The 17,723-nt window shown below is 43.1% G+C and carries 16 protein-coding genes; 8 read left to right on the forward strand and 8 right to left on the reverse strand.

Going from position 1 to position 17,723, the window contains the following annotated elements:
- Positions 1-3: 3 nt before the first annotated feature.
- Positions 4-2,184, forward strand: a complete 2,181-nt coding sequence (locus EXT47_RS18000; RefSeq protein WP_240701629.1) for a winged helix-turn-helix domain-containing protein — start codon at positions 4-6, stop codon at positions 2,182-2,184.
- 3 nt (positions 2,185-2,187) lie between these two features.
- On the opposite strand, the gene EXT47_RS18005 is transcribed toward EXT47_RS18000, so the two are convergent.
- The 7 genes from EXT47_RS18005 to rpmH all read right to left on the reverse strand — a co-directional run bounded on the left by EXT47_RS18005 (position 2,188) and on the right by rpmH (position 6,931).
- Positions 2,188-2,925: a hypothetical protein gene (locus EXT47_RS18005; RefSeq protein ID WP_130127226.1), complete on the reverse strand. Its 738-nt coding sequence runs from the start codon at positions 2,923-2,925 to the stop codon at positions 2,188-2,190.
- A complete protein-coding gene (locus EXT47_RS18010; protein ID WP_130127227.1) occupies positions 2,925-3,383 on the reverse strand; it encodes a TlpA disulfide reductase family protein in 459 nt (152 codons plus the stop codon). Before EXT47_RS18010 ends, EXT47_RS18005 begins: the two co-directional genes overlap by 1 nt.
- Before the next feature lie 17 nt (positions 3,384-3,400).
- Entirely contained in the window at positions 3,401-4,072 is a 672-nt protein-coding gene (locus EXT47_RS18015) for a cytochrome c biogenesis protein CcdA (RefSeq protein WP_039493146.1), read from the reverse strand.
- Positions 4,073-4,236: 164 nt separating this feature from the next.
- A complete protein-coding gene (gene yidC, locus EXT47_RS18020) occupies positions 4,237-5,871 on the reverse strand; it encodes a membrane protein insertase YidC (RefSeq protein WP_039493144.1) in 1,635 nt (544 codons plus the stop codon).
- An 8-nt stretch (positions 5,872-5,879) separates the two neighbouring features.
- Entirely contained in the window at positions 5,880-6,182 is a 303-nt protein-coding gene (gene yidD, locus EXT47_RS18025) for a membrane protein insertion efficiency factor YidD (RefSeq protein WP_010604158.1), read from the reverse strand.
- A 173-nt stretch (positions 6,183-6,355) separates the two neighbouring features.
- Entirely contained in the window at positions 6,356-6,790 is a 435-nt protein-coding gene (rnpA, locus tag EXT47_RS18030) for a ribonuclease P protein component (protein ID WP_010376847.1), read from the reverse strand.
- A gap of 6 nt (positions 6,791-6,796) precedes the next feature.
- Positions 6,797-6,931 carry a 50S ribosomal protein L34 gene (gene rpmH / locus EXT47_RS18035; protein WP_010376846.1) on the reverse strand — a complete coding sequence of 45 codons (135 nt, stop codon included), beginning with the start codon at positions 6,929-6,931 and terminating at the stop codon, positions 6,797-6,799.
- Positions 6,932-7,539: 608 nt separating this feature from the next.
- On the opposite strand from rpmH, the gene dnaA reads away from it, so the two are divergent.
- The 7 genes from dnaA to EXT47_RS18070 all read left to right on the forward strand — a co-directional run bounded on the left by dnaA (position 7,540) and on the right by EXT47_RS18070 (position 17,243).
- Positions 7,540-8,940, forward strand: a complete 1,401-nt coding sequence (gene dnaA / locus EXT47_RS18040) for a chromosomal replication initiator protein DnaA (RefSeq protein WP_039493141.1) — start codon at positions 7,540-7,542, stop codon at positions 8,938-8,940.
- A gap of 10 nt (positions 8,941-8,950) precedes the next feature.
- Positions 8,951-10,054, forward strand: coding sequence for a DNA polymerase III subunit beta (gene dnaN / locus EXT47_RS18045; protein ID WP_017218529.1), 1,104 nt, complete (start codon positions 8,951-8,953; stop codon positions 10,052-10,054).
- 4 nt (positions 10,055-10,058) lie between these two features.
- Complete coding sequence (recF, locus tag EXT47_RS18050) at positions 10,059-11,147, forward strand: DNA replication/repair protein RecF (RefSeq protein WP_039493139.1); 1,089 nt, start codon at positions 10,059-10,061, stop codon at positions 11,145-11,147.
- 12 nt (positions 11,148-11,159) lie between these two features.
- Positions 11,160-13,577, forward strand: a complete 2,418-nt coding sequence (gyrB, locus tag EXT47_RS18055; RefSeq protein WP_039493137.1) for a DNA topoisomerase (ATP-hydrolyzing) subunit B — start codon at positions 11,160-11,162, stop codon at positions 13,575-13,577.
- Positions 13,578-13,753: 176 nt separating this feature from the next.
- Positions 13,754-14,656, forward strand: coding sequence for a glycine--tRNA ligase subunit alpha (gene glyQ, locus EXT47_RS18060; RefSeq protein ID WP_010376835.1), 903 nt, complete (start codon positions 13,754-13,756; stop codon positions 14,654-14,656).
- A complete protein-coding gene (gene glyS, locus EXT47_RS18065) occupies positions 14,656-16,725 on the forward strand; it encodes a glycine--tRNA ligase subunit beta (protein WP_039493135.1) in 2,070 nt (689 codons plus the stop codon). The genes glyQ and glyS overlap by 1 nt, the downstream gene beginning before the upstream one ends.
- Before the next feature lie 71 nt (positions 16,726-16,796).
- Positions 16,797-17,243: a hypothetical protein gene (locus EXT47_RS18070; protein ID WP_010376831.1), complete on the forward strand. Its 447-nt coding sequence runs from the start codon at positions 16,797-16,799 to the stop codon at positions 17,241-17,243.
- 33 nt (positions 17,244-17,276) lie between these two features.
- On the opposite strand, the gene tusA is transcribed toward EXT47_RS18070, so the two are convergent.
- Positions 17,277-17,516: a sulfurtransferase TusA gene (tusA, locus tag EXT47_RS18075; protein WP_010604166.1), complete on the reverse strand. Its 240-nt coding sequence runs from the start codon at positions 17,514-17,516 to the stop codon at positions 17,277-17,279.
- Positions 17,517-17,723: the final 207 nt, after the last annotated feature.

The raw sequence follows: 17,723 nt of genomic DNA on the forward strand, positions 1-17,723 counted from the left end.
GCTGTGCTGCACTTTCTTCAATACCGCTTCGATCCAAATGTCTCGTGTTTATATCGTGATGCTGAGCAAGTGCCACTGAGGCCGAGAGTTGTGCAGCTGTTGGCTTATTTTTTAGCTCATCCAAATCAAATTGTTACACGTGAAACATTGCTCAGCACATTGTGGCAACACGGTGAATTTAGAGAAGCTGCACTAACACAAAGTATCACTGAGCTAAGACAAGCCCTCAAAGATAACGCCCAGCAACCCACCTTTATTAAAACCATACCACAGCAAGGTTATCAGTGGATTTGTCCTGTTGAGAGCCGCACATTTAGCACATTCAAACTCACTACAACAATGAAGGCGATGCTTTTTGTTGGCGCTGTTGCGTTAAGTGGAGTCGCGGCGAGTGTTTACCTCGTTTATAGTTCAGCACCCGTTGTCACTCGTGTACAAGCTGAGCAAGACTCGTTAATCATTGTGCCTATGGTGAATGAGACGGGTGTGCAAGCCAATGCGTGGTGGGGTTATGCGCTTGAAGCAGCATTGAGACAACATTTACAGTCTCATTATCAATTAGTACCGCGAAGCCAATATCCTGAGCTTGCAGAGAATAGTGCGATTAACAAGCTCACGCTTTCACTAAAGCCGATACAACAGCGTTTTTTACTCAGTGTTACTTATGGAGATAAGCAAAGCGAGATAATTGTTGAACAGTTAGATGAGAGCTTTGAAGCGATTGCAACAGAGGTTATTGCGCAGTTAGCGCTAGGTGTTGACACTAAATCCGCCAAAAAATCATCCTTAAATCTAGCAATGAATGACTATTACCGCGGTGTACAAGCATTAAATGAACAGGGACCTCAACTGGCAAAGGCATATTTTGAGGCGGCTGTGGCACAAATGCCGGAACATCTAGAAAGCCAGTTGGAGCTTGCGCAAATTTGTTGGCAGCTCGGTGATATTGATTCTGCCACACGTCGATTCGAACAGGTTTCACTAAGTTCAGCTTCAATCGCGACTCGTGCTCGCTACCACCTCTATTACGGAGAGTTTTTCAAGGCACAAGGCTTACATCAGCAAGCGTTGCAGCAAGCTCAGCTTGCTCTCGATGCTGCTGAGCAAAGCCAGCAAGTTGAATTGATAGCGATGGCATATCAACTCAAAGCGGATGCTTTTTGGGTGTTACAACGTTGGGATGAATACCAGCAAGCGATGAGTTCAGCGCATGTTTTGATAGGTAGTCGATCGTTTGCCTATAGCGAAGCACAGCGGAGTTTCTATCTTGCCAATCCACCAGCGGCTGGTCCCGCTGAAAAAACGTTACTGAACTTAGAGAAGAGTAAACCTGTACTCGCGCAAGCCATTGCCTATTATGAGCAAACAGAGCAGACCATGAATCTAATAAAAGCTTTGTTTGCTTATGGTCAAAATTACTTAGTGCCAGTGGTTGAAAGTGAGCCTAGTTTATTAAAAGCCCTCGCTTTAGCTCAGAAAAATGGTTATCACTATTTAGAAAAGCAAATACTCACTTACCTAGGGTTCTACTATATTCAGCTACATAAGGGGGAGAAAGCGCTACGTTATTTAAAAGAGATTAACGGCGAGCCGCGTTTTATTCCAAGCTATGAGCAACAGCAATTACTGATTGGCATGGCGCATATGGATATCGCATTGCAAACGGGTGATACGGATGCAATGCAAAGTGCAATTACGCAATATCAAATGCTGTTAGAAAGCGATTATATTTCTTCAGTTACGCGTGCCAACGTTAAATTGTTACTGGGTTGGACCTGGATCAAAGCGGGCAAGCTCGAATTAGCAGAGCCGTTGACGATTGAAGCAATGCAAGACTATCAAACGTTACAGCTACAAGAAGTTGAGACCTATGCGCTCTATACGAAAATGTATATCCACCTTTTGAGAAATGAGCCTCAACAAGCGCTTGAGATCATTACTGAACATCAACATACCAATTCACATCTTTTGTTGCTTTACGGTGTTGTTGCGGCTGATATGTTAAAAGAAGAAGCGCTGCAAAAGCGCTTTTCAGATAAATTGGCCGGACTCGAAAACAGCCAATTATTACAGCAACAGCTGCTGCAAATACGCCAGCAAAGCAGCATTGATAAGCACTTTATTACTGAGCTCATCGATGCCCCTTACAGCGTCTATTGTCAGAGTAAATGGACGATAAATTAGGCTCTAGTCTATGTTGGGTGGCTGGTTGCCGCGATAAACGACTTCACCTTGTTTGTCTTGTACCACCCAGTAAGGTAGCTCTCTAATCTCAAACTGGCTAAATACTTCGTTGTGGTGATCGAACACAATATCGTGTTTGACCTCAAAGCGTTGTTGGTAGTCTCGAGCACTTTGTTCTTCCACATAAAAGGGCTTAATCACAGTAACGACTGGATACGCACTCGAGTCAGCGAGTTGATTGTTTTGCTTTATCCTCATTTCACAGGCAGGAATATGTTGAAACGGACACAAACTATCACTGAAAAATAACACTCTGTATTGACTGTTTATAGTCGCTATCGAAAATGGCATACCTGTGAGTGTTTGCAATGGGATCCGTGTTTCTTTCTCTGTGCTTGGTGCACTGTTAGTCGTCAACAACTCTCGTTTGATAACTTTGTCGTCTTTAACGATAACACGAACAGGTGTTTGCCTTATTGCAAAGCGTTGCAGCAACTGGTTTTGCTTATCAATGGTTAACTCAGCATAGCTTGGGTAGGCCGTTTTAAACTGCGCTAAGCTTGCCTCATCAATATTAATATCGGGCTGTAGCAATCTCCTTGGTGCTAGTGGCGTTGGTAGAGTCGTGGGCTGTACATACTCATCCCAAATATTAATAAACACATACTCTTGCGTGTTAGCGTGCGCAAACACGCTGAGGCACAAAGCGGCGAACATAAGTAGGGCTTTAATTGATGACATTAGTTTGCTCCTTGGAGTGTGCTCAGATGTTGTTGCAGCTCATCTGTAAACAATGCGCTGCGATAGATTTCTTTGCCGTTTTCATCAATGAGGATATGTTGTGGCGTGCCTAACACTTGAAACTGCTGAGTTATCTTGCCACTACCATCAAATACCGTTGGAAATTGGTAATCATGTTTATCAAGGAAAGCTTGCACGCCTTTTTTTGACTGATTGAAGCCGATATTGACTGCGATAACCTGATAGTGGTTATTGGCTTGCTGAAAGCTTTGCTCAAGCAGTGGCATTTCTTCCACACAGTAGGAGCACCACGTTGCCCAAAACTTCAAGTAAGTGACTTTGCCTTGACTGGTTACGGTATTGTTTGCAAGCGTATTGGCGGTAAGTACGGGATAGTCCTTTGCTGCAGACATTGTGCTGAGTAACATAAAGAGTGAATAAAAAATGATTTTTTTCATGGTGGTTCCTTTGCGTTTTATAGCCAACTTTTGCCAGCTTGAATAAGAAAATATTGCGCCATTGCGGCTAAGATAAGTGCGGTTGCTGTAGTGATGTGATTTAACCAAGCTCCAGATCTTGGTAATGTATGCAAAAAGCGTGTGCTTAGCCCTGCTAGCAGTAATAAGGTGCTCATACCGAGCGCAAAACTAAACAGCAGTGCGCCTCCTAATAGAGGTTGCTGGGCATTAGCAACGAAGAGCAATAAGCCACCTAGAATTGGAGACGTACAGGGAGCCGCAACAAGAGCGCTGGCCATGCCCATTAGAAGAGGTGCTGGCGAGCCTGTTGCAATCGCATTTGGCAAGCGTGGCAGCGAGATTAAGCCTTTTGATACCGCAGCAAAGTAGAGTAATAGATTGGCAAAAATAAGCAGCACCCAAGGGTTTGTTGCTACCTGGCCAAAGAAGCTACCGGTTAATGCTGCAATAAATCCAAGCGCGGCGTACACAGCTGCAAAGCCTAGTGCATACCAGATTGGGGCAAGGCGAATATGGCGTTGTTGGCTAAGAGTCGCAACAGTTATGGGAAGTATGGGATATACGCAGGGCGTAAAGCTGGTGAGTACACCGACTAAGAGTGCAATAGGCACTAACCACCAATCAGTTTCGGCACTGGAGAGTGCCTGTAGTAACGTAGATTCAAGCATCGTCTTCTCTTTGCATTTTTTAACTGCAAAAGAGCATGACGGATAGCCCAGGTTTGACCTATCAAATCGTCATAAAATCGCTATCAAATTTTATCAAGTGCTTGTTTAAAATGCATAAAAAAACGGCTCAAAGGAGAGCCGCTTTTTAGTGTATTACGTCAGAATTAACCGCGTACTTTCATGCCTTTTTTCTCCATGCCACGGTAGATGATAAGCATCTGAGCGATAGAGATAAGGTTTGAAACCAACCAGTAAAGTACCAGACCTGATGGGAACCAAATAAAGAAGATTGAGAACACGACTGGCATGTAAGTCATCATCTTTTGTTGCATTGGGTCTGTAACTGTCATCGGCTGTAGTTTTTGTGTTAGGAACATACTTGCGCCAAATAGCACAGGTAGTACGTAGTACGGGTCCATTGATGATAGATCCGTTAGCCACAACATAAACTCAGCATGACGTAGTTCTGTTGATTCAAGGAATACGTAGAACAAGGCTAGGAAGATTGGCATTTGTAGTAATAGTGGGAAACAGCCACCCATTGGGTTCACTTTTTCCTTACGGTACATTTCCATCATCGCTTGGCCGAACTTCTGGCGGTCATCGCCATAACGCTCTTTTAGTGCCTGCATCTTAGGCTGTAGCATGCGCATTTTAGCCATTGAGGTGTATTGCGCTTTAGTTAGAGGATATAACGCCGTTTTCACAATCAAAGTGATAGCAATAATCGCCAAACCCCAGTTACCTAAAATACCGTAAAGGAACTTAAGCAGCGTCAGTAACGGTTGTGAAATAAACCATAACCAGCCGTAGTCTACTGTGAGATCTAGGTCTTCTTGAATTGCTTCAAGCGCTTCTGTGTCTTTAGGACCCATGTAGTACACCGCATGGATAGTTGCCGTGCTGTTTGCTTGAACATTGGTTGGCTCGCTCTTCATACCAACAATACCATTGCCATTTCTAAGCGCGGTATAAATTGTATTATTGGTTTGCTGATCTGGCACCCATGCACTGACGAAGTAGTGCTGTAGGAAAGCAACGTAGCCGCCTTGGGTATTTTTATTCAGGTTCGCATCCGCCATATCAGAGAAGCTGTATTTCTCATAAGGCTCTTCAGCGGTACCATAGGCTGCGCCTAAGTAGGTCTGATCAACCATGCTGCCTTTATCTTGGCGTGTACGTTTGATTTGTGTGTATAGTTGTACTTGAACAGGTGATGAGGTGGTGTTGTTAACTTGGTATTCTAAGTCAACATCATATTTACCTGCTTTAAATACATAAGTTTTTGTGTACTGTACGCCTTTCTCATCAGTAAAAGTCAGTGGTACACGTAATGTATCGCCATTAAGCTCATATTGCTGTTGTGCAGACTCATAGACTGGGCGACCAGCTTTGTTTGCATCAGGGCCGTTTAAACCAATTAAACCACTCTGTGAAACATACTGTTTGCCTTCAAATTCACCAAGTAACATGAAAGGCGTGTCGCTGCCATGGGTTTCTGCGTGTTGTAGTAAGTTGGCTTCAACGATGTCACCGCCTTTAGTATCAATTTTTACCGAAAGTACATCGGTAGTGATACTAATGACAGAACGTGTTGCCTGAGTTGCTACAACTGGGACATCGGATTGGCTTGATGCTGGAACATCAGCTTGCTCTTCTGTTGGGGTTGAGTTCGCCACTTGTTGTGTGACGGCACTGGTATCAGCTTGTGGCGGGTTTTGTTCTTGTGTCCACTCTTGGAACAGTAGGAACGAAACCAGCAACAAACCGATAAATAAAAACGTGCGTTGCGATTCCATAACAGCTCTTATTTCTCGTGTTGTTTAACTTTAGTCGACTTCACAGGTACAGGATCATCTCCACCTGCGCTCAAAGGGTGACATTTTAATATGCGTTTAACCGCTAACCAACTCCCTTTTGCAATTCCATGTAAATTAATTGCTTGAATTGCATAACTAGAACAGGTCGGGTTAAAACGACAATGAGGCCCGAGTAGGGGGCTAATCCATTGTTGATAACCGCGGATCAGCAATATAAGCAGGTGCTTGGGAAGCGAACAAACTGCTTTGAACTGATTTCTGATCTTGCTACGCCCTGAAGTTGAATTCATGGCTTTGTAGATATCAATTTCCTCAATTTACTGCTTCAACCCAAGTGAGCAAAAACAGACAATTTTTCCATTGATATAGCTGATTAAAAGGTGAGCTAACCTTACCTTAATTGGCGTAAAATTACTATGCTAGCAAGGGTAAATGCGCCGTAAAAAGGAAAGGCTGAAGCAGATTATTGCTTTTTCGCGTTAGCTTGAGGATTTTTTGAACGCTTGTGTTGAGGCTTTGGCTTAAAAGGTGGTTTAGGTGCACCTGGCTTACAACGTTCATTTATTTTGCGCCACATCTTAGTGAGCTGTTTAGTTAGCTCTTCATTAGATTGCTCGTCAACACCGGTTTTGACCATCAACACAATATCGATATTATCAAGTTTATGACGATTTAATCGAAAGCTTTCTCTGGCAAGTCGTTTGATACGGTTTCGTTGACATGCTTTTTTGCAGCGTTTTTTTGCTACAGTTAAACCGAGTCTTGGATGACCAACATCATTTGGTTTTGCAAGTAGAGTAAAGTAAGGCGTAGCAGCGCGAGCTGGCTCTTGAAATATGCGGGAGTAATGCGAGGGAGTTAACAGACGTAACTCCCTGCTAAAGCTAAAGTCTTCCACTAAATATTAAGCAGAAAGTACTTTACGGCCTTTAGCACGACGACGTGCTAATACTTTACGACCGTTCTTAGTCGCCATGCGAGCACGGAAACCGTGAGTGCGCTTGCGCTTAAGTACGCTAGGTTGAAAAGTTCTTTTCATAACAATTCCATCCGATCGGTTAAAAGTTAAAACATCCTATGCAGGTCGCGATCCTGGCACAGGTGCCATTGCGAGCGCGAGATATTAAAGCTGAGCGCGTCTAAAGTCAATCAAAATCTGCTCTCTGTGGCTAAATAATCCACAGTGAGAGGTTTCTCTATCCTTTATATAGACAAAACTTGGCAAAGCTATCGAGCAAACATAGACGATCTACATAAAGTAGGATCAATACGAAATCGATCTGCATAGATCTGATCCGATGGGCGGCATTATAGCATTTAGTAAGAATAGGAAAAGCTCTGGAAAACTAAATTTGATCTTAATTTTGGGGTGAGATCGGGAGAGTTTTTTGCTATGATCTTACTTGTGGGTAAAAAATAAAAACCTTTAAATTTCATGTGTTTATTTTTTTGCTAGGGTGAGATCTTGCTTTTTCTAAATGTCAATATTGAACTTGTGGATAAGATCACTTCATAATACCCCGCTTCCACCAGTGATTTTGTAATAAAAACTAAGTATTTCCGGCGATCCTTTCATTTAGATCTGATTTTTTAGATCTGAATGCTCTATTTTTTATTCCCGGGAATCAAAACCTATTGGAGTTCAGAGTGTATCTGTCGGTTTGGCAAAGTTGTTTATATGTTTTGCAAGATGAATTGCCATCTCAGCAATTTAGCATGTGGGTAAGACCACTACAGGCAGAAAGTACTGATGATACGCTAACTATCTATGCGCCGAATCGTTTTGTATTGGATTGGGTACGAGAAAAGTATCTCCACCGCATCAATGAACTGCTGATTGAGATCTGTGGTGATGAAGCACCAGAGCTGCGCTTTGATGTGGGTAGCAAACCTGTGTTAGCTGCACAACCAAGTTTATCTAACGAAAAAGCCGCAAGTGTAGGTCATGCAGCTGATAACATGTCAATGCTGCAAGGCACTCAGCCAAAAATGGCAGAAAAAGTTGAGCCTGCTCCTAAATCTTCGCATAAGTCTAATATTAAAGAGAATTACACCTTTGATAACTTTGTGGAAGGTAAATCTAACCAGCTGGCAAAAGCCGCTGCAACGCAAGTTGCAGATAATCCAGGTTCTGCATTCAACCCGGTATTTATTTATGGTGGTACAGGTCTGGGTAAGACGCACCTGTTACACGCTGTAGGTAATGGCATCATTGAACAAAAACCGGATGCAAAAATTGTTTATATGCATTCAGAGCGTTTTGTTCAGGACATGGTTAAAGCACTACAGAATAATGCCATTGAAGAATTCAAGCGTTACTACCGCAGCGTTGATGCATTGATGATTGATGATATTCAATTCTTTGCAAACAAAGAGCGTTCGCAAGAAGAGTTCTTCCATACTTTTAATGCGCTGCTTGAAGGCAACCAACAAATCATTCTAACTTCTGACCGTTACCCTAAAGAAATAGAAGGGGTTGAGGACCGACTGAAGTCGCGTTTTGGTTGGGGGTTAACTATTGCTATTGAGCCACCAGAATTAGAGACTCGCGTTGCTATCTTAATGAAGAAAGCGCAGCAAAGTAATATTAACTTGCCACACGAAGTTGCCTTTTTTATTGCTAAGAAATTACGCTCTAATGTGCGAGAGTTAGAAGGTGCGTTAAACCGCGTGATAGCTAATGCCAACTTCACTGGTCGCCCAATTTCTATCGATTTTGTTAAAGAAGCGCTACGTGACTTATTAGCGCTACAAGACAAACTCGTTACCATCGATAATATCCAGCGCACCGTGGCGGAATATTATCGAATACGTGTTTCTGACTTATTGTCAAAACGTCGTAGCCGTTCAGTTGCAAGACCAAGACAAGTTGCCATGGCATTGTCTAAAGAACTGACAAACCACAGCTTACCAGAAATAGGTGATGCATTTGGTGGCCGCGACCATACCACCGTGTTACACGCGTGTAGAAAAGTAAAAGCACTTCGTGATGAAAGTCATGAGGTAAAAGAAGATTATCAAAACTTAATTAGAACGCTGTCTTCTTAAGGGTTAAATGATGCAAATAACGATTCCAAGAGAACTATTTTTAAAGCCACTGGTACAGGTGTCGGGTGCCATTGAGCGCAAACATACACTGCCTATTTTGTCTAATGTATTGCTAGAAGTGAAAAATGGCGCGTTACATATGACAGGTACAGATTTAGAGATAGAGCTTGTTGCATCTGTTGCCCTTGAAACCAATGTGCCAGACGCCAAGATCACTTTGCCTGCAAAAAAACTCCTAGATATTTGTAAGAGCTTGCCTGATAACTCTGATTTAGTGCTAAGTAGCCAAGAGCATCAACTGCTACTGACTAGCGGCCAAAGTCGCTTTTCTTTGACAACCTTAGCTGCTGAAGACTTCCCTAATCTTGAAGAGTGGGACGGTGAGGTTGAGTTTGCCATAACGCGTTTAGAGCTGAGAAAATTGCTAGAAGCAACGCATTTCTCTATGGCTAACCAAGACGTACGTTACTATTTAAATGGTATGTCGTTCGAAGTAGATAATAATGAAATTAAAACGGTAGCCACTGATGGTCACCGTTTGGCAATTGCGCAGCAAAAATTACCTGAGTCATTGCAAACACAACGTCAATTGATCATTCCTCGTAAGGGCGTGCAAGAGATCATGCGCTTACTGCCTGCGGATGATGAAACTATCACCATTCAATTTGGCGCTAATCATGTGCGTATCATTGACAGCGAATTTACTTTTACGAGTAAGCTGGTGGATGGGCGATTCCCTGATTATCGTCGCGTATTACCTCGTGGCGGGGACAAGTTGGTTACCGCAAATCGCGATTGGCTACGTAGTGCATTTCAGCGTGTGTCTATTCTTTCTAACGAGAAGTTTCGTGGCGTGCGATTGAATCTGAGTAATGGACAATTAAAAATTAGTGCCAATAACCCAGAGCAGGAGCAAGCTGAAGAAATTGTTGAGGTAGGTTACCAAGGCGATGATCTTGAAGTTGGTTTTAACGTTTCTTACTTATTAGACGTGTTAAATACAATAAAGTCTGAAGATGTACAATTTACGCTTTCTGATGCGAACAGCAGTGCGCTTATTGAAGCCGCTGGTGACGAACATGCAATGTACGTAGTTATGCCGATGCGTTTATAGAGTTATGAGTTTAACTCACCTTAGCCTCAATGCGTTTCGAAACATTGAGGCGATGGCGCTTTCACCTAGCAATGCCGTTAATGTCATTCTCGGTGAAAATGGTAGCGGTAAAACCAGTCTGCTCGAAGCCATTTACTTTCTCTCCAGTGGTAAATCTTTCCGTACCAATCTGCAAAAATTAATGATCAAGCATGAGGCTTCTCATTGCGTTGTTCATGCTAAAAAACAACTACATAACTTGTCTATACCGCTTGGTATTAGTAAATATACCAGTGGTGAAACTAAGCTTCGAATTCAGGGGCAGGCAAGCCGGAAAGTGGCAGAATTAGCACAGGTTTTACCTGTTCAAGTTATTACACCAGAAAGTTATGAACTGTTTTTTGGTGGTCCAAAAGAGCGTCGTAAGTTTCTTGATTTAGGTGTGTTCCACGTGGAACATCAGTTCTATTCCACATGGAAAATGTTTAATCAGGTGCTCAAGCAACGTAACGCTTTATTGAAATCTAAACCGAGAGATCTCCAATCCCAGCTAAGTTATTGGGATAAGGAGTTTGTGCGCCTTGCTGAGCAAATAAATATGTTTAGAGAGGCTTATATAGGTAGGTTTCAGACGCATTTTTTTGATAAGATAGGGGATATAAGCCCTATCTTTAAAGGCCTTGAAATTCGCTTTCAAGCGGGCTGGAAGGGAGAACTAGCTGAGGTATTAGTAAATCAGTTAGAGCGAGATGTAAAACTTGGCTATACAAGTAAAGGGCCGCATAAGGCTGACTTTAACTTTTATACTCAAGGAAACAGCGTAGAACATATTTTTTCTCGTGGTCAACTCAAGCTATTACTGTATGCACTTAAAGTAATGCAAAACAGTTTGATTGACCAAGAGAGTAATAAGCAGTCAATTCTGCTTATTGATGATTTACCTTCGGAGCTTAGTGAAGATACTAAAGTGGCGGTATCGCGTCTATTGGCGCAATGTCAGTCACAGCTGTTTATTACTGCTATTACTCCAGAAAGTATTGCCGCCGTTATTGAACCAATGGAACGTGAAATTAAAATGTTCCACGTGGAACATGGCAGCTTAATAACAAAATAATTGGAAGAAACCATGTCGGAAAATTACGATTCGTCGAGTATTAAAGTACTTAAAGGATTGGATGCTGTAAGAAAGCGTCCGGGAATGTATATCGGTGACACAGACGATGGTACTGGTTTACATCACATGGTGTTTGAGGTCGTTGATAACTCAATCGACGAAGCACTAGCAGGATATTGTGACGATATTTTCGTAACAATTCATACCGATGGCTCTGTATCTGTTCGAGATAATGGTCGTGGTATCCCAACTTCAATTCACGAAGAAGAAGGGGTTTCTGCAGCAGAAGTTATCATGACAGTACTACATGCCGGTGGTAAATTTGATGATAACTCATATAAAGTATCTGGCGGTTTGCACGGTGTAGGTGTTTCTGTTGTAAATGCACTTTCTGAAAAACTACAATTAACAATCCGCCGTGATGGCAAAGTGCATCAGCAAAAATACACTATGGGTGTTCCAGATGCGCCGTTAGGTGTTATCGGTGAAGCGGAATCTACTGGTACAGAATTGAGATTCTGGCCAAGTGCTGAAACGTTCTCAGATACAAATTTCCATTACGATATTCTAGCTAAGCGCCTACGTGAATTATCTTTCCTTAACTCTGGTGTAAGCATCATTTTGAATGATGAGCGCGAAGAGAATAAACAAGATCACTTCAAGTACGAAGGCGGTATTCAAGCATTCGTTGCGTATCTAAATCGTAAGAAGACACCAGTTCATCAAAGTGTTTTCCACTTTTCGACTGAGCGTGATGATGGCATTAGCGTAGAAGTCTCTATGCAATGGAATGATGGTTTCCAAGAAAACATCTACTGTTTTACCAATAACATTCCTCAACGCGATGGTGGTACTCACTTAGCGGGTTTCCGTGCAGCACTTACGCGTACGCTTAACACCTACATGGAAAAAGAAGGCTTTAATAAAAAGTATAAAACCAGTGCTACGGGTGACGATGCCCGTGAAGGTTTGACTGCTGTTGTTAGTGTTAAAGTTCCTGATCCTAAGTTCTCTTCACAGACAAAAGATAAGCTCGTTTCTAGTGAAGTGAAAGGGGCTGTTGAGCAAATGATGGCTGAAAAGCTAACTGAATTCTTGCTAGAAAACCCAGGCGATGCAAAAACCGTTGTAAACAAAATCGTTGATGCTGCGCGCGCACGTGAAGCTGCACGTAAGGCTCGTGAAATGACTCGTCGTAAGGGCGTTATGGATTTAGCTGGTCTACCGGGTAAACTCGCTGACTGCCAAGAACGAGATCCTGCACTTTCTGAACTATATATAGTGGAGGGTGACTCGGCGGGTGGTTCTGCTAAGCAAGGTCGTAATCGTAAGAACCAAGCAATCCTGCCGCTCAAAGGTAAAATCCTGAACGTAGAAAAAGCACGCTTTGATAAGATGCTTTCTTCTCAGGAAGTGGCAACACTAATTACTGCATTAGGCTGTGGTATTGGCCGTGATGAATATAACCCTGAAAAGCTAAGATATCACCGCATCATCATCATGACCGATGCGGACGTGGATGGTTCACACATCCGTACGCTGCTACTGACTTTCTTCTATCGTCAAATGCCAGAGATCATCGAGCGCGGTTATGTCTATATTGCTCAACCACCACTATATAAAGTGAAGAAGGGTAAGCAAGAGCGTTATATTAAAGATGATAATGCGCTAACTTCATACCTAACAACATTAGCGCTAAACGAAGCATCACTATATCCGTCGGAAGGTGCAGAGCCAATTACTGGTAACAGACTAGAAAACCTAGTACATGATTATCAGAATACGATAGATATCATTGAGCGTTTAAAGCGTAAGTATCCGTCTTCAATCATGAACCGTTTGCTTTATCACCCAGAGCTAACCGAGTCAGACTTATCTGATGAAGCAAAAGTAACGGCGTGGACTGAAAACTTGGTTACTGATCTTGTGAAGAAAGACGAAGACGCTACTATCTTCAACGCAGAAGTCGCATTTGATGAAGAGCGCCACATGTATTATCCGGTGATCAATATTCGTCAGCACGGTGTTGATAAAGCGCATACTTTGAACTTCGACTTTATTACATCTAAAGATTATGTTCGCATTGCGAACACGGGTCGTCAGATTGGTAGTTTGATCAGCGAAGGCGGTTATGTACAGCGTGGTGAGAAGACTCAAGCAATCGAATATTTTGAGGCTGGTCTTGAATGGCTTATCTCAGAGTCTAAGCGTGGCTTGTATACACAACGCTATAAAGGATTGGGTGAGATGAACCCTGACCAACTTTGGGAAACAACGATGGATCCAGGTGCTCGCCGTATGCTACGTGTGACCATTGAAGATGCCATTGCTGCAGACCAATTGTTTGCAACCTTGATGGGTGACCAAGTTGAACCTCGTCGAGAGTTTATCGAAACAAATGCACTGAGAGTTGTTAACTTAGACGTGTAAACTCAAACATCTAGTAAAAAGGAGGGATTTTCCCTCCTTTTTTTATGCTTTAAAGCTTAAAACCCTCCTGCGCTCGCGGTATACTGAGCATAATTTTCAATCATTGAATCTAGCGTAAGCGCCAAATTACTGCAGGCGTTTACATACGATAAGTACCAGATAAAAATAAGCCAACTATGCAAAAATACGATATCAAAACCTTCCAAGGTTTGATCCTGGCTTTACAGGATTACTGGGCGCAGCAAGGCTGTGTTGTAGCTCAACCTTTAGATATGGAAGTTGGTGCGGGTACATTCCACCCGATGACCTTCCTTAAGTCCATTGGTCCTGAGCCAATGTCGAGCGCATACGTACAACCTTGTCGCCGCCCGACGGATGGTCGCTATGGTGAAAACCCTAACCGTCTTCAGCATTACTACCAATTCCAAGTTGTATTGAAGCCATCGCCTGAGAATATTCAGGAGCTCTACCTAGGCTCTTTAGAAGCATTGGGCATTGATACATTAACGCACGAAGTGCGCTTTGTTGAAGACAACTGGGAGTCACCAACGCTAGGTGCTTGGGGATTAGGTTGGGAAGTATGGTTGAATGGCATGGAAGTGACTCAGTTTACTTACTTCCAGCAAGTTGGCGGTATTGAATGCTCACCGGTAACGGGTGAAATTACGTATGGTTTAGAGCGCCTTGCGATGTATATACAAGGTGTAGATAGCATTTATGATCTCGTTTGGACAGATGGTCCAATGGGGCGCGTAACTTATGGTGACGTGTTCATGCAAAACGAGATCGAACAGTCGACATATAACTTTGAATATGCGGATGTAGAGGCATTATTCAAGCAGTTTGATCAGTGTGAAAAAGAAAGCGAAAAGCTAATCGAAGCAGGGCTTCCTTTACCAGCTTACGAGCAGGTAATGAAGGCATCTCATGCATTTAACCTGTTAGACGCACGTCATGCTATCTCAGTAACTGAGCGTCAGCGCTATATATTAAGAGTTCGTGCTTTATCAAAAGCCTGTGCACAGGCTTACTATGACGCACGTGAAGCACTTGGCTTCCCGCTTTGTAAGGATAAATAATGTCGATTGAAAACTTACTCGTAGAAATTGGTACCGAAGAGCTACCACCAAAGGCGCTACGCAACCTTGCTGAGTCATTCGCAGAAAATACTAGGCAAGAACTTGAAGCATTAGAGCTTAGCCATGAAGGCGTGAGCTGGTATGCATCACCTCGTCGCTTAGGTATTCAAGTTAAAGCATTGCAAACGCAACAAGCCGACAAAGTGGTTGAAAAGCGTGGTCCCGCTATTCAGGCGGCATTTGACGCCGATGGTAACGCGACTAAAGCGGCGCTAGGTTGGGCTCGTGGTTGTGGTATTGATATTAATGATGCTGAGCGTTTAGAAACTGATAAAGGCACTTGGCTGCTACACAAAGCGAAAGTAGAGGGGCAACAGACCTTAGCGTTACTAAGCGATGTGATCAACAAAGCATTGGCTAAGTTACCTATTCCAAAGCCGATGCGCTGGGGTGCGAACAAGACGCAATTTATCCGTCCTGTGCATACTGTGGCTGCACTACTTGGTAGTCAACAAGTTGAAGGTGAAGTGCTAGGTAAAGCTATCAGCAATGAGCTGCAAGGACATCGATTCCATCACCCTGAGCGTGTTCGTGTTGAACATGCTGATGATAGCCATGCAGTGCTAAAAGGCGCATACGTTATTGCGGATTATGAAGCACGTAAAGCGTTAATTCGTGGCCAAATTGAAGCTGAAGCTGAAAAGCTCGGCGCGCAAGTGGCGATGGATGAAGATCTTCTTGAAGAAGTTACATCACTAGTCGAGTGGCCAGTAACTTTGGTTGCATCTTTTGAAGAAGCCTTCTTGCAAGTGCCTGATGAAGCACTTATCTACACCATGAAAGACGACCAAAAATACTTTCCACTGTTAGATAAGCAAGGCAACTTGATCAACAAGTTCTTGTTTGTTTCTAACATTGAAAGTAAAGATCCGAGCGTGGTGATCTCGGGTAACGAGAAAGTGGTTCGCCCACGTCTGGCAGATGCTCAGTTCTTCTTTGAAACGGATAAGAAGAAAACACTGGAAAGTCGTCTTGAGTCACTTGGTTCAGTGTTATTTCAGAAGCAGCTTGGCACACTAAAAGACAAGTCAGCGCGTATCTCTGCGCTCGCTGGTTTTATTGCGGAGCAGCTTGGTGCTGATAAGGCATTGGCAGAGCGTGCAGGTTTACTAAGTAAAACGGATTTAATGACTGAAATGGTCATGGAATTTACTGACGTTCAGGGCGTGATGGGTATGCATTACGCGCGCATTGATGGTGAAGCGGAAGAAGTCGCACTAGCACAAAATGAGCAATATATGCCGCGTTTTGCTGGTGATAATCTACCGTCTAACCCAATCAGTTTTGCTGTGGCGCTTGCGGATAAGTTTGATACTCTGGTTGGCATTTTTGGTATCGGCCAGACACCAAAAGGCGATAAAGACCCGTTTGCACTTCGCCGTGCTGCCATCGGCGCATTGCGTATTATGGTAGAAAAAGAACTACCATTAGACATTCAGGATATCGTTGCCGAAGCAATGACGTTATTCGGTGATAAGCTAAGCAATGCAAATGTTGCCGATGAAGTGGTTGAGTTTATGTTAGGTCGTTTTCGTGCCTGGTACCAAGATGAAGGTATCAGCGTGGATGTGATCCAAGCAGTACTTGCAAGACGTCCAACGAGCCCAGTTGATTTTGATCGCCGAGTAAAAGCGGTTAGTCACTTTAGAACGTTGGCGGAAGCCGAAGCGTTAGCTGCTGCCAATAAGCGTGTAAACAACATTTTAGCGAAGAATAACGTCGCGTCAGAAGCTGCGGTGGAGAGCGCACTCCTGCAAGAAGAAGCTGAGCAAACATTGGCTGCACAAGTTGCTGCGTTAACTGCTGAGCTTGCACCTGTTTACGCTGAAGGTGATTATCAAACTGCACTGACGCGTTTAGCGAGTTTACGTGAAGCAGTAGATAACTTCTTTGATAATGTTATGGTAATGGCGGACGATGAAGCGGTTAAAGCCAATCGTTTAGCACTACTTGGTCAGTTAAGTAAGTTATTCCTTAATACTGCAGATATTTCAGTGTTACAAAATTAATTGCTGATACAAAAGCCAGCAACTGCTGGCTTTTTGCTGATTGGTAAAAGCAAGTAAAAGGCTGTCTAGCTATGATTAAAAAACAAGGGGCAATGGCGATTGCGCTATTAGCACTTACCGCTTGTAGTAGTAACTTTCAATTGCCAACAACGTCAACTTCACCGGTTGTTGCTGGTGAGTTGGATAAGACAATGTATTTACGCGGTGACTTCACTCTGTGGGATGCCGAACCTCAGTATCGCCTTGAAGAAACACAACCGGGGATCTACGCAACAAAAGCAAGATTTATGAGCCCAGGTAAAGTGTATGAATTTAAAATTGCTGATGAGCAGTGGAGTGAAGGCTACAACTGTGGCTATAAGAGTGAAGGGCAGTTAACGCTAGGACAACCGCTGGTCGCGGATTGTAACACGGTGTATAACTACTTTAGTTTCAAGCCAAGTAAAAAAGGTTGGTACGAAATCCGCTTAGATTATCGTAATCCTCGCTCACCAAAGGTGGTGATTGTAAAATCTTAAAAAAGCGGCAGATGCCGCTTTTTTATTACGCTGTTACAGACCTTTTCTAATCACATATCTATACGGTGATTCAGCCACTGCTTTGGCAACCAAAGTGTGATCCATGAATTCACAGAAGCTCGGAATGTCTCTTGTCGTTGATGGATCATCTGCGATAACTAACAACGTCTCACCTAAGTTCATCCGTCTCACCATGCCTCTAATCATCATTACCGGCTCCGGACAACGTAAGCCTACTGCATCTAAGGTATGGTCGGTATTATCAAAACTCATTGTGGGTGGCCTTGTTAGTTACGTTGTTAGTTAGGAAAACTGCTATTTTAACCGCATGTTGTAAGTAAGCTCAAGTTTGGATAACTCATGTCTTAGCCAACCGAGGTGAGGTAAATGCAGGTAATAAAAAAGGCAAAACAGCTGTGCCGTTTTGCCTTGGTCACCAAGTTGAAGTTGTGCGCTGGTATTGTCTTAAAGAGCCCAGTA

Source organism: Pseudoalteromonas sp. CO342X, from assembly GCF_004208915.1.
Classification (GTDB): domain Bacteria; phylum Pseudomonadota; class Gammaproteobacteria; order Enterobacterales; family Alteromonadaceae; genus Pseudoalteromonas; species Pseudoalteromonas maricaloris.

Excerpts from the sequence above, each read along its gene's own strand:
- EXT47_RS18005 (WP_130127226.1), bottom strand. The coding sequence starts at position 2,925 with ATGTCATCAATTAAAGCCCTACTTATGTTCGCCGCTTTGTGCCTCAGC.
- EXT47_RS18010 (WP_130127227.1), bottom strand. The coding sequence starts at position 3,383 with ATGAAAAAAATCATTTTTTATTCACTCTTTATGTTACTCAGCACAATG.
- EXT47_RS18015 (WP_039493146.1), bottom strand. The coding sequence starts at position 4,072 with ATGCTTGAATCTACGTTACTACAGGCACTCTCCAGTGCCGAAACTGAT.
- yidC (WP_039493144.1), bottom strand. The coding sequence starts at position 5,871 with ATGGAATCGCAACGCACGTTTTTATTTATCGGTTTGTTGCTGGTTTCG.
- yidD (WP_010604158.1), bottom strand. The coding sequence starts at position 6,182 with ATGAATTCAACTTCAGGGCGTAGCAAGATCAGAAATCAGTTCAAAGCA.
- rpmH (WP_010376846.1), bottom strand. The coding sequence starts at position 6,931 with ATGAAAAGAACTTTTCAACCTAGCGTACTTAAGCGCAAGCGCACTCAC.
- dnaN (WP_017218529.1), top strand. The coding sequence starts at position 8,951 with ATGCAAATAACGATTCCAAGAGAACTATTTTTAAAGCCACTGGTACAG.
- recF (WP_039493139.1), top strand. The coding sequence starts at position 10,059 with ATGAGTTTAACTCACCTTAGCCTCAATGCGTTTCGAAACATTGAGGCG.
- gyrB (WP_039493137.1), top strand. The coding sequence starts at position 11,160 with ATGTCGGAAAATTACGATTCGTCGAGTATTAAAGTACTTAAAGGATTG.
- glyQ (WP_010376835.1), top strand. The coding sequence starts at position 13,754 with ATGCAAAAATACGATATCAAAACCTTCCAAGGTTTGATCCTGGCTTTA.
- glyS (WP_039493135.1), top strand. The coding sequence starts at position 14,656 with ATGTCGATTGAAAACTTACTCGTAGAAATTGGTACCGAAGAGCTACCA.
- EXT47_RS18070 (WP_010376831.1), top strand. The coding sequence starts at position 16,797 with ATGATTAAAAAACAAGGGGCAATGGCGATTGCGCTATTAGCACTTACC.
- tusA (WP_010604166.1), bottom strand. The coding sequence starts at position 17,516 with ATGAGTTTTGATAATACCGACCATACCTTAGATGCAGTAGGCTTACGT.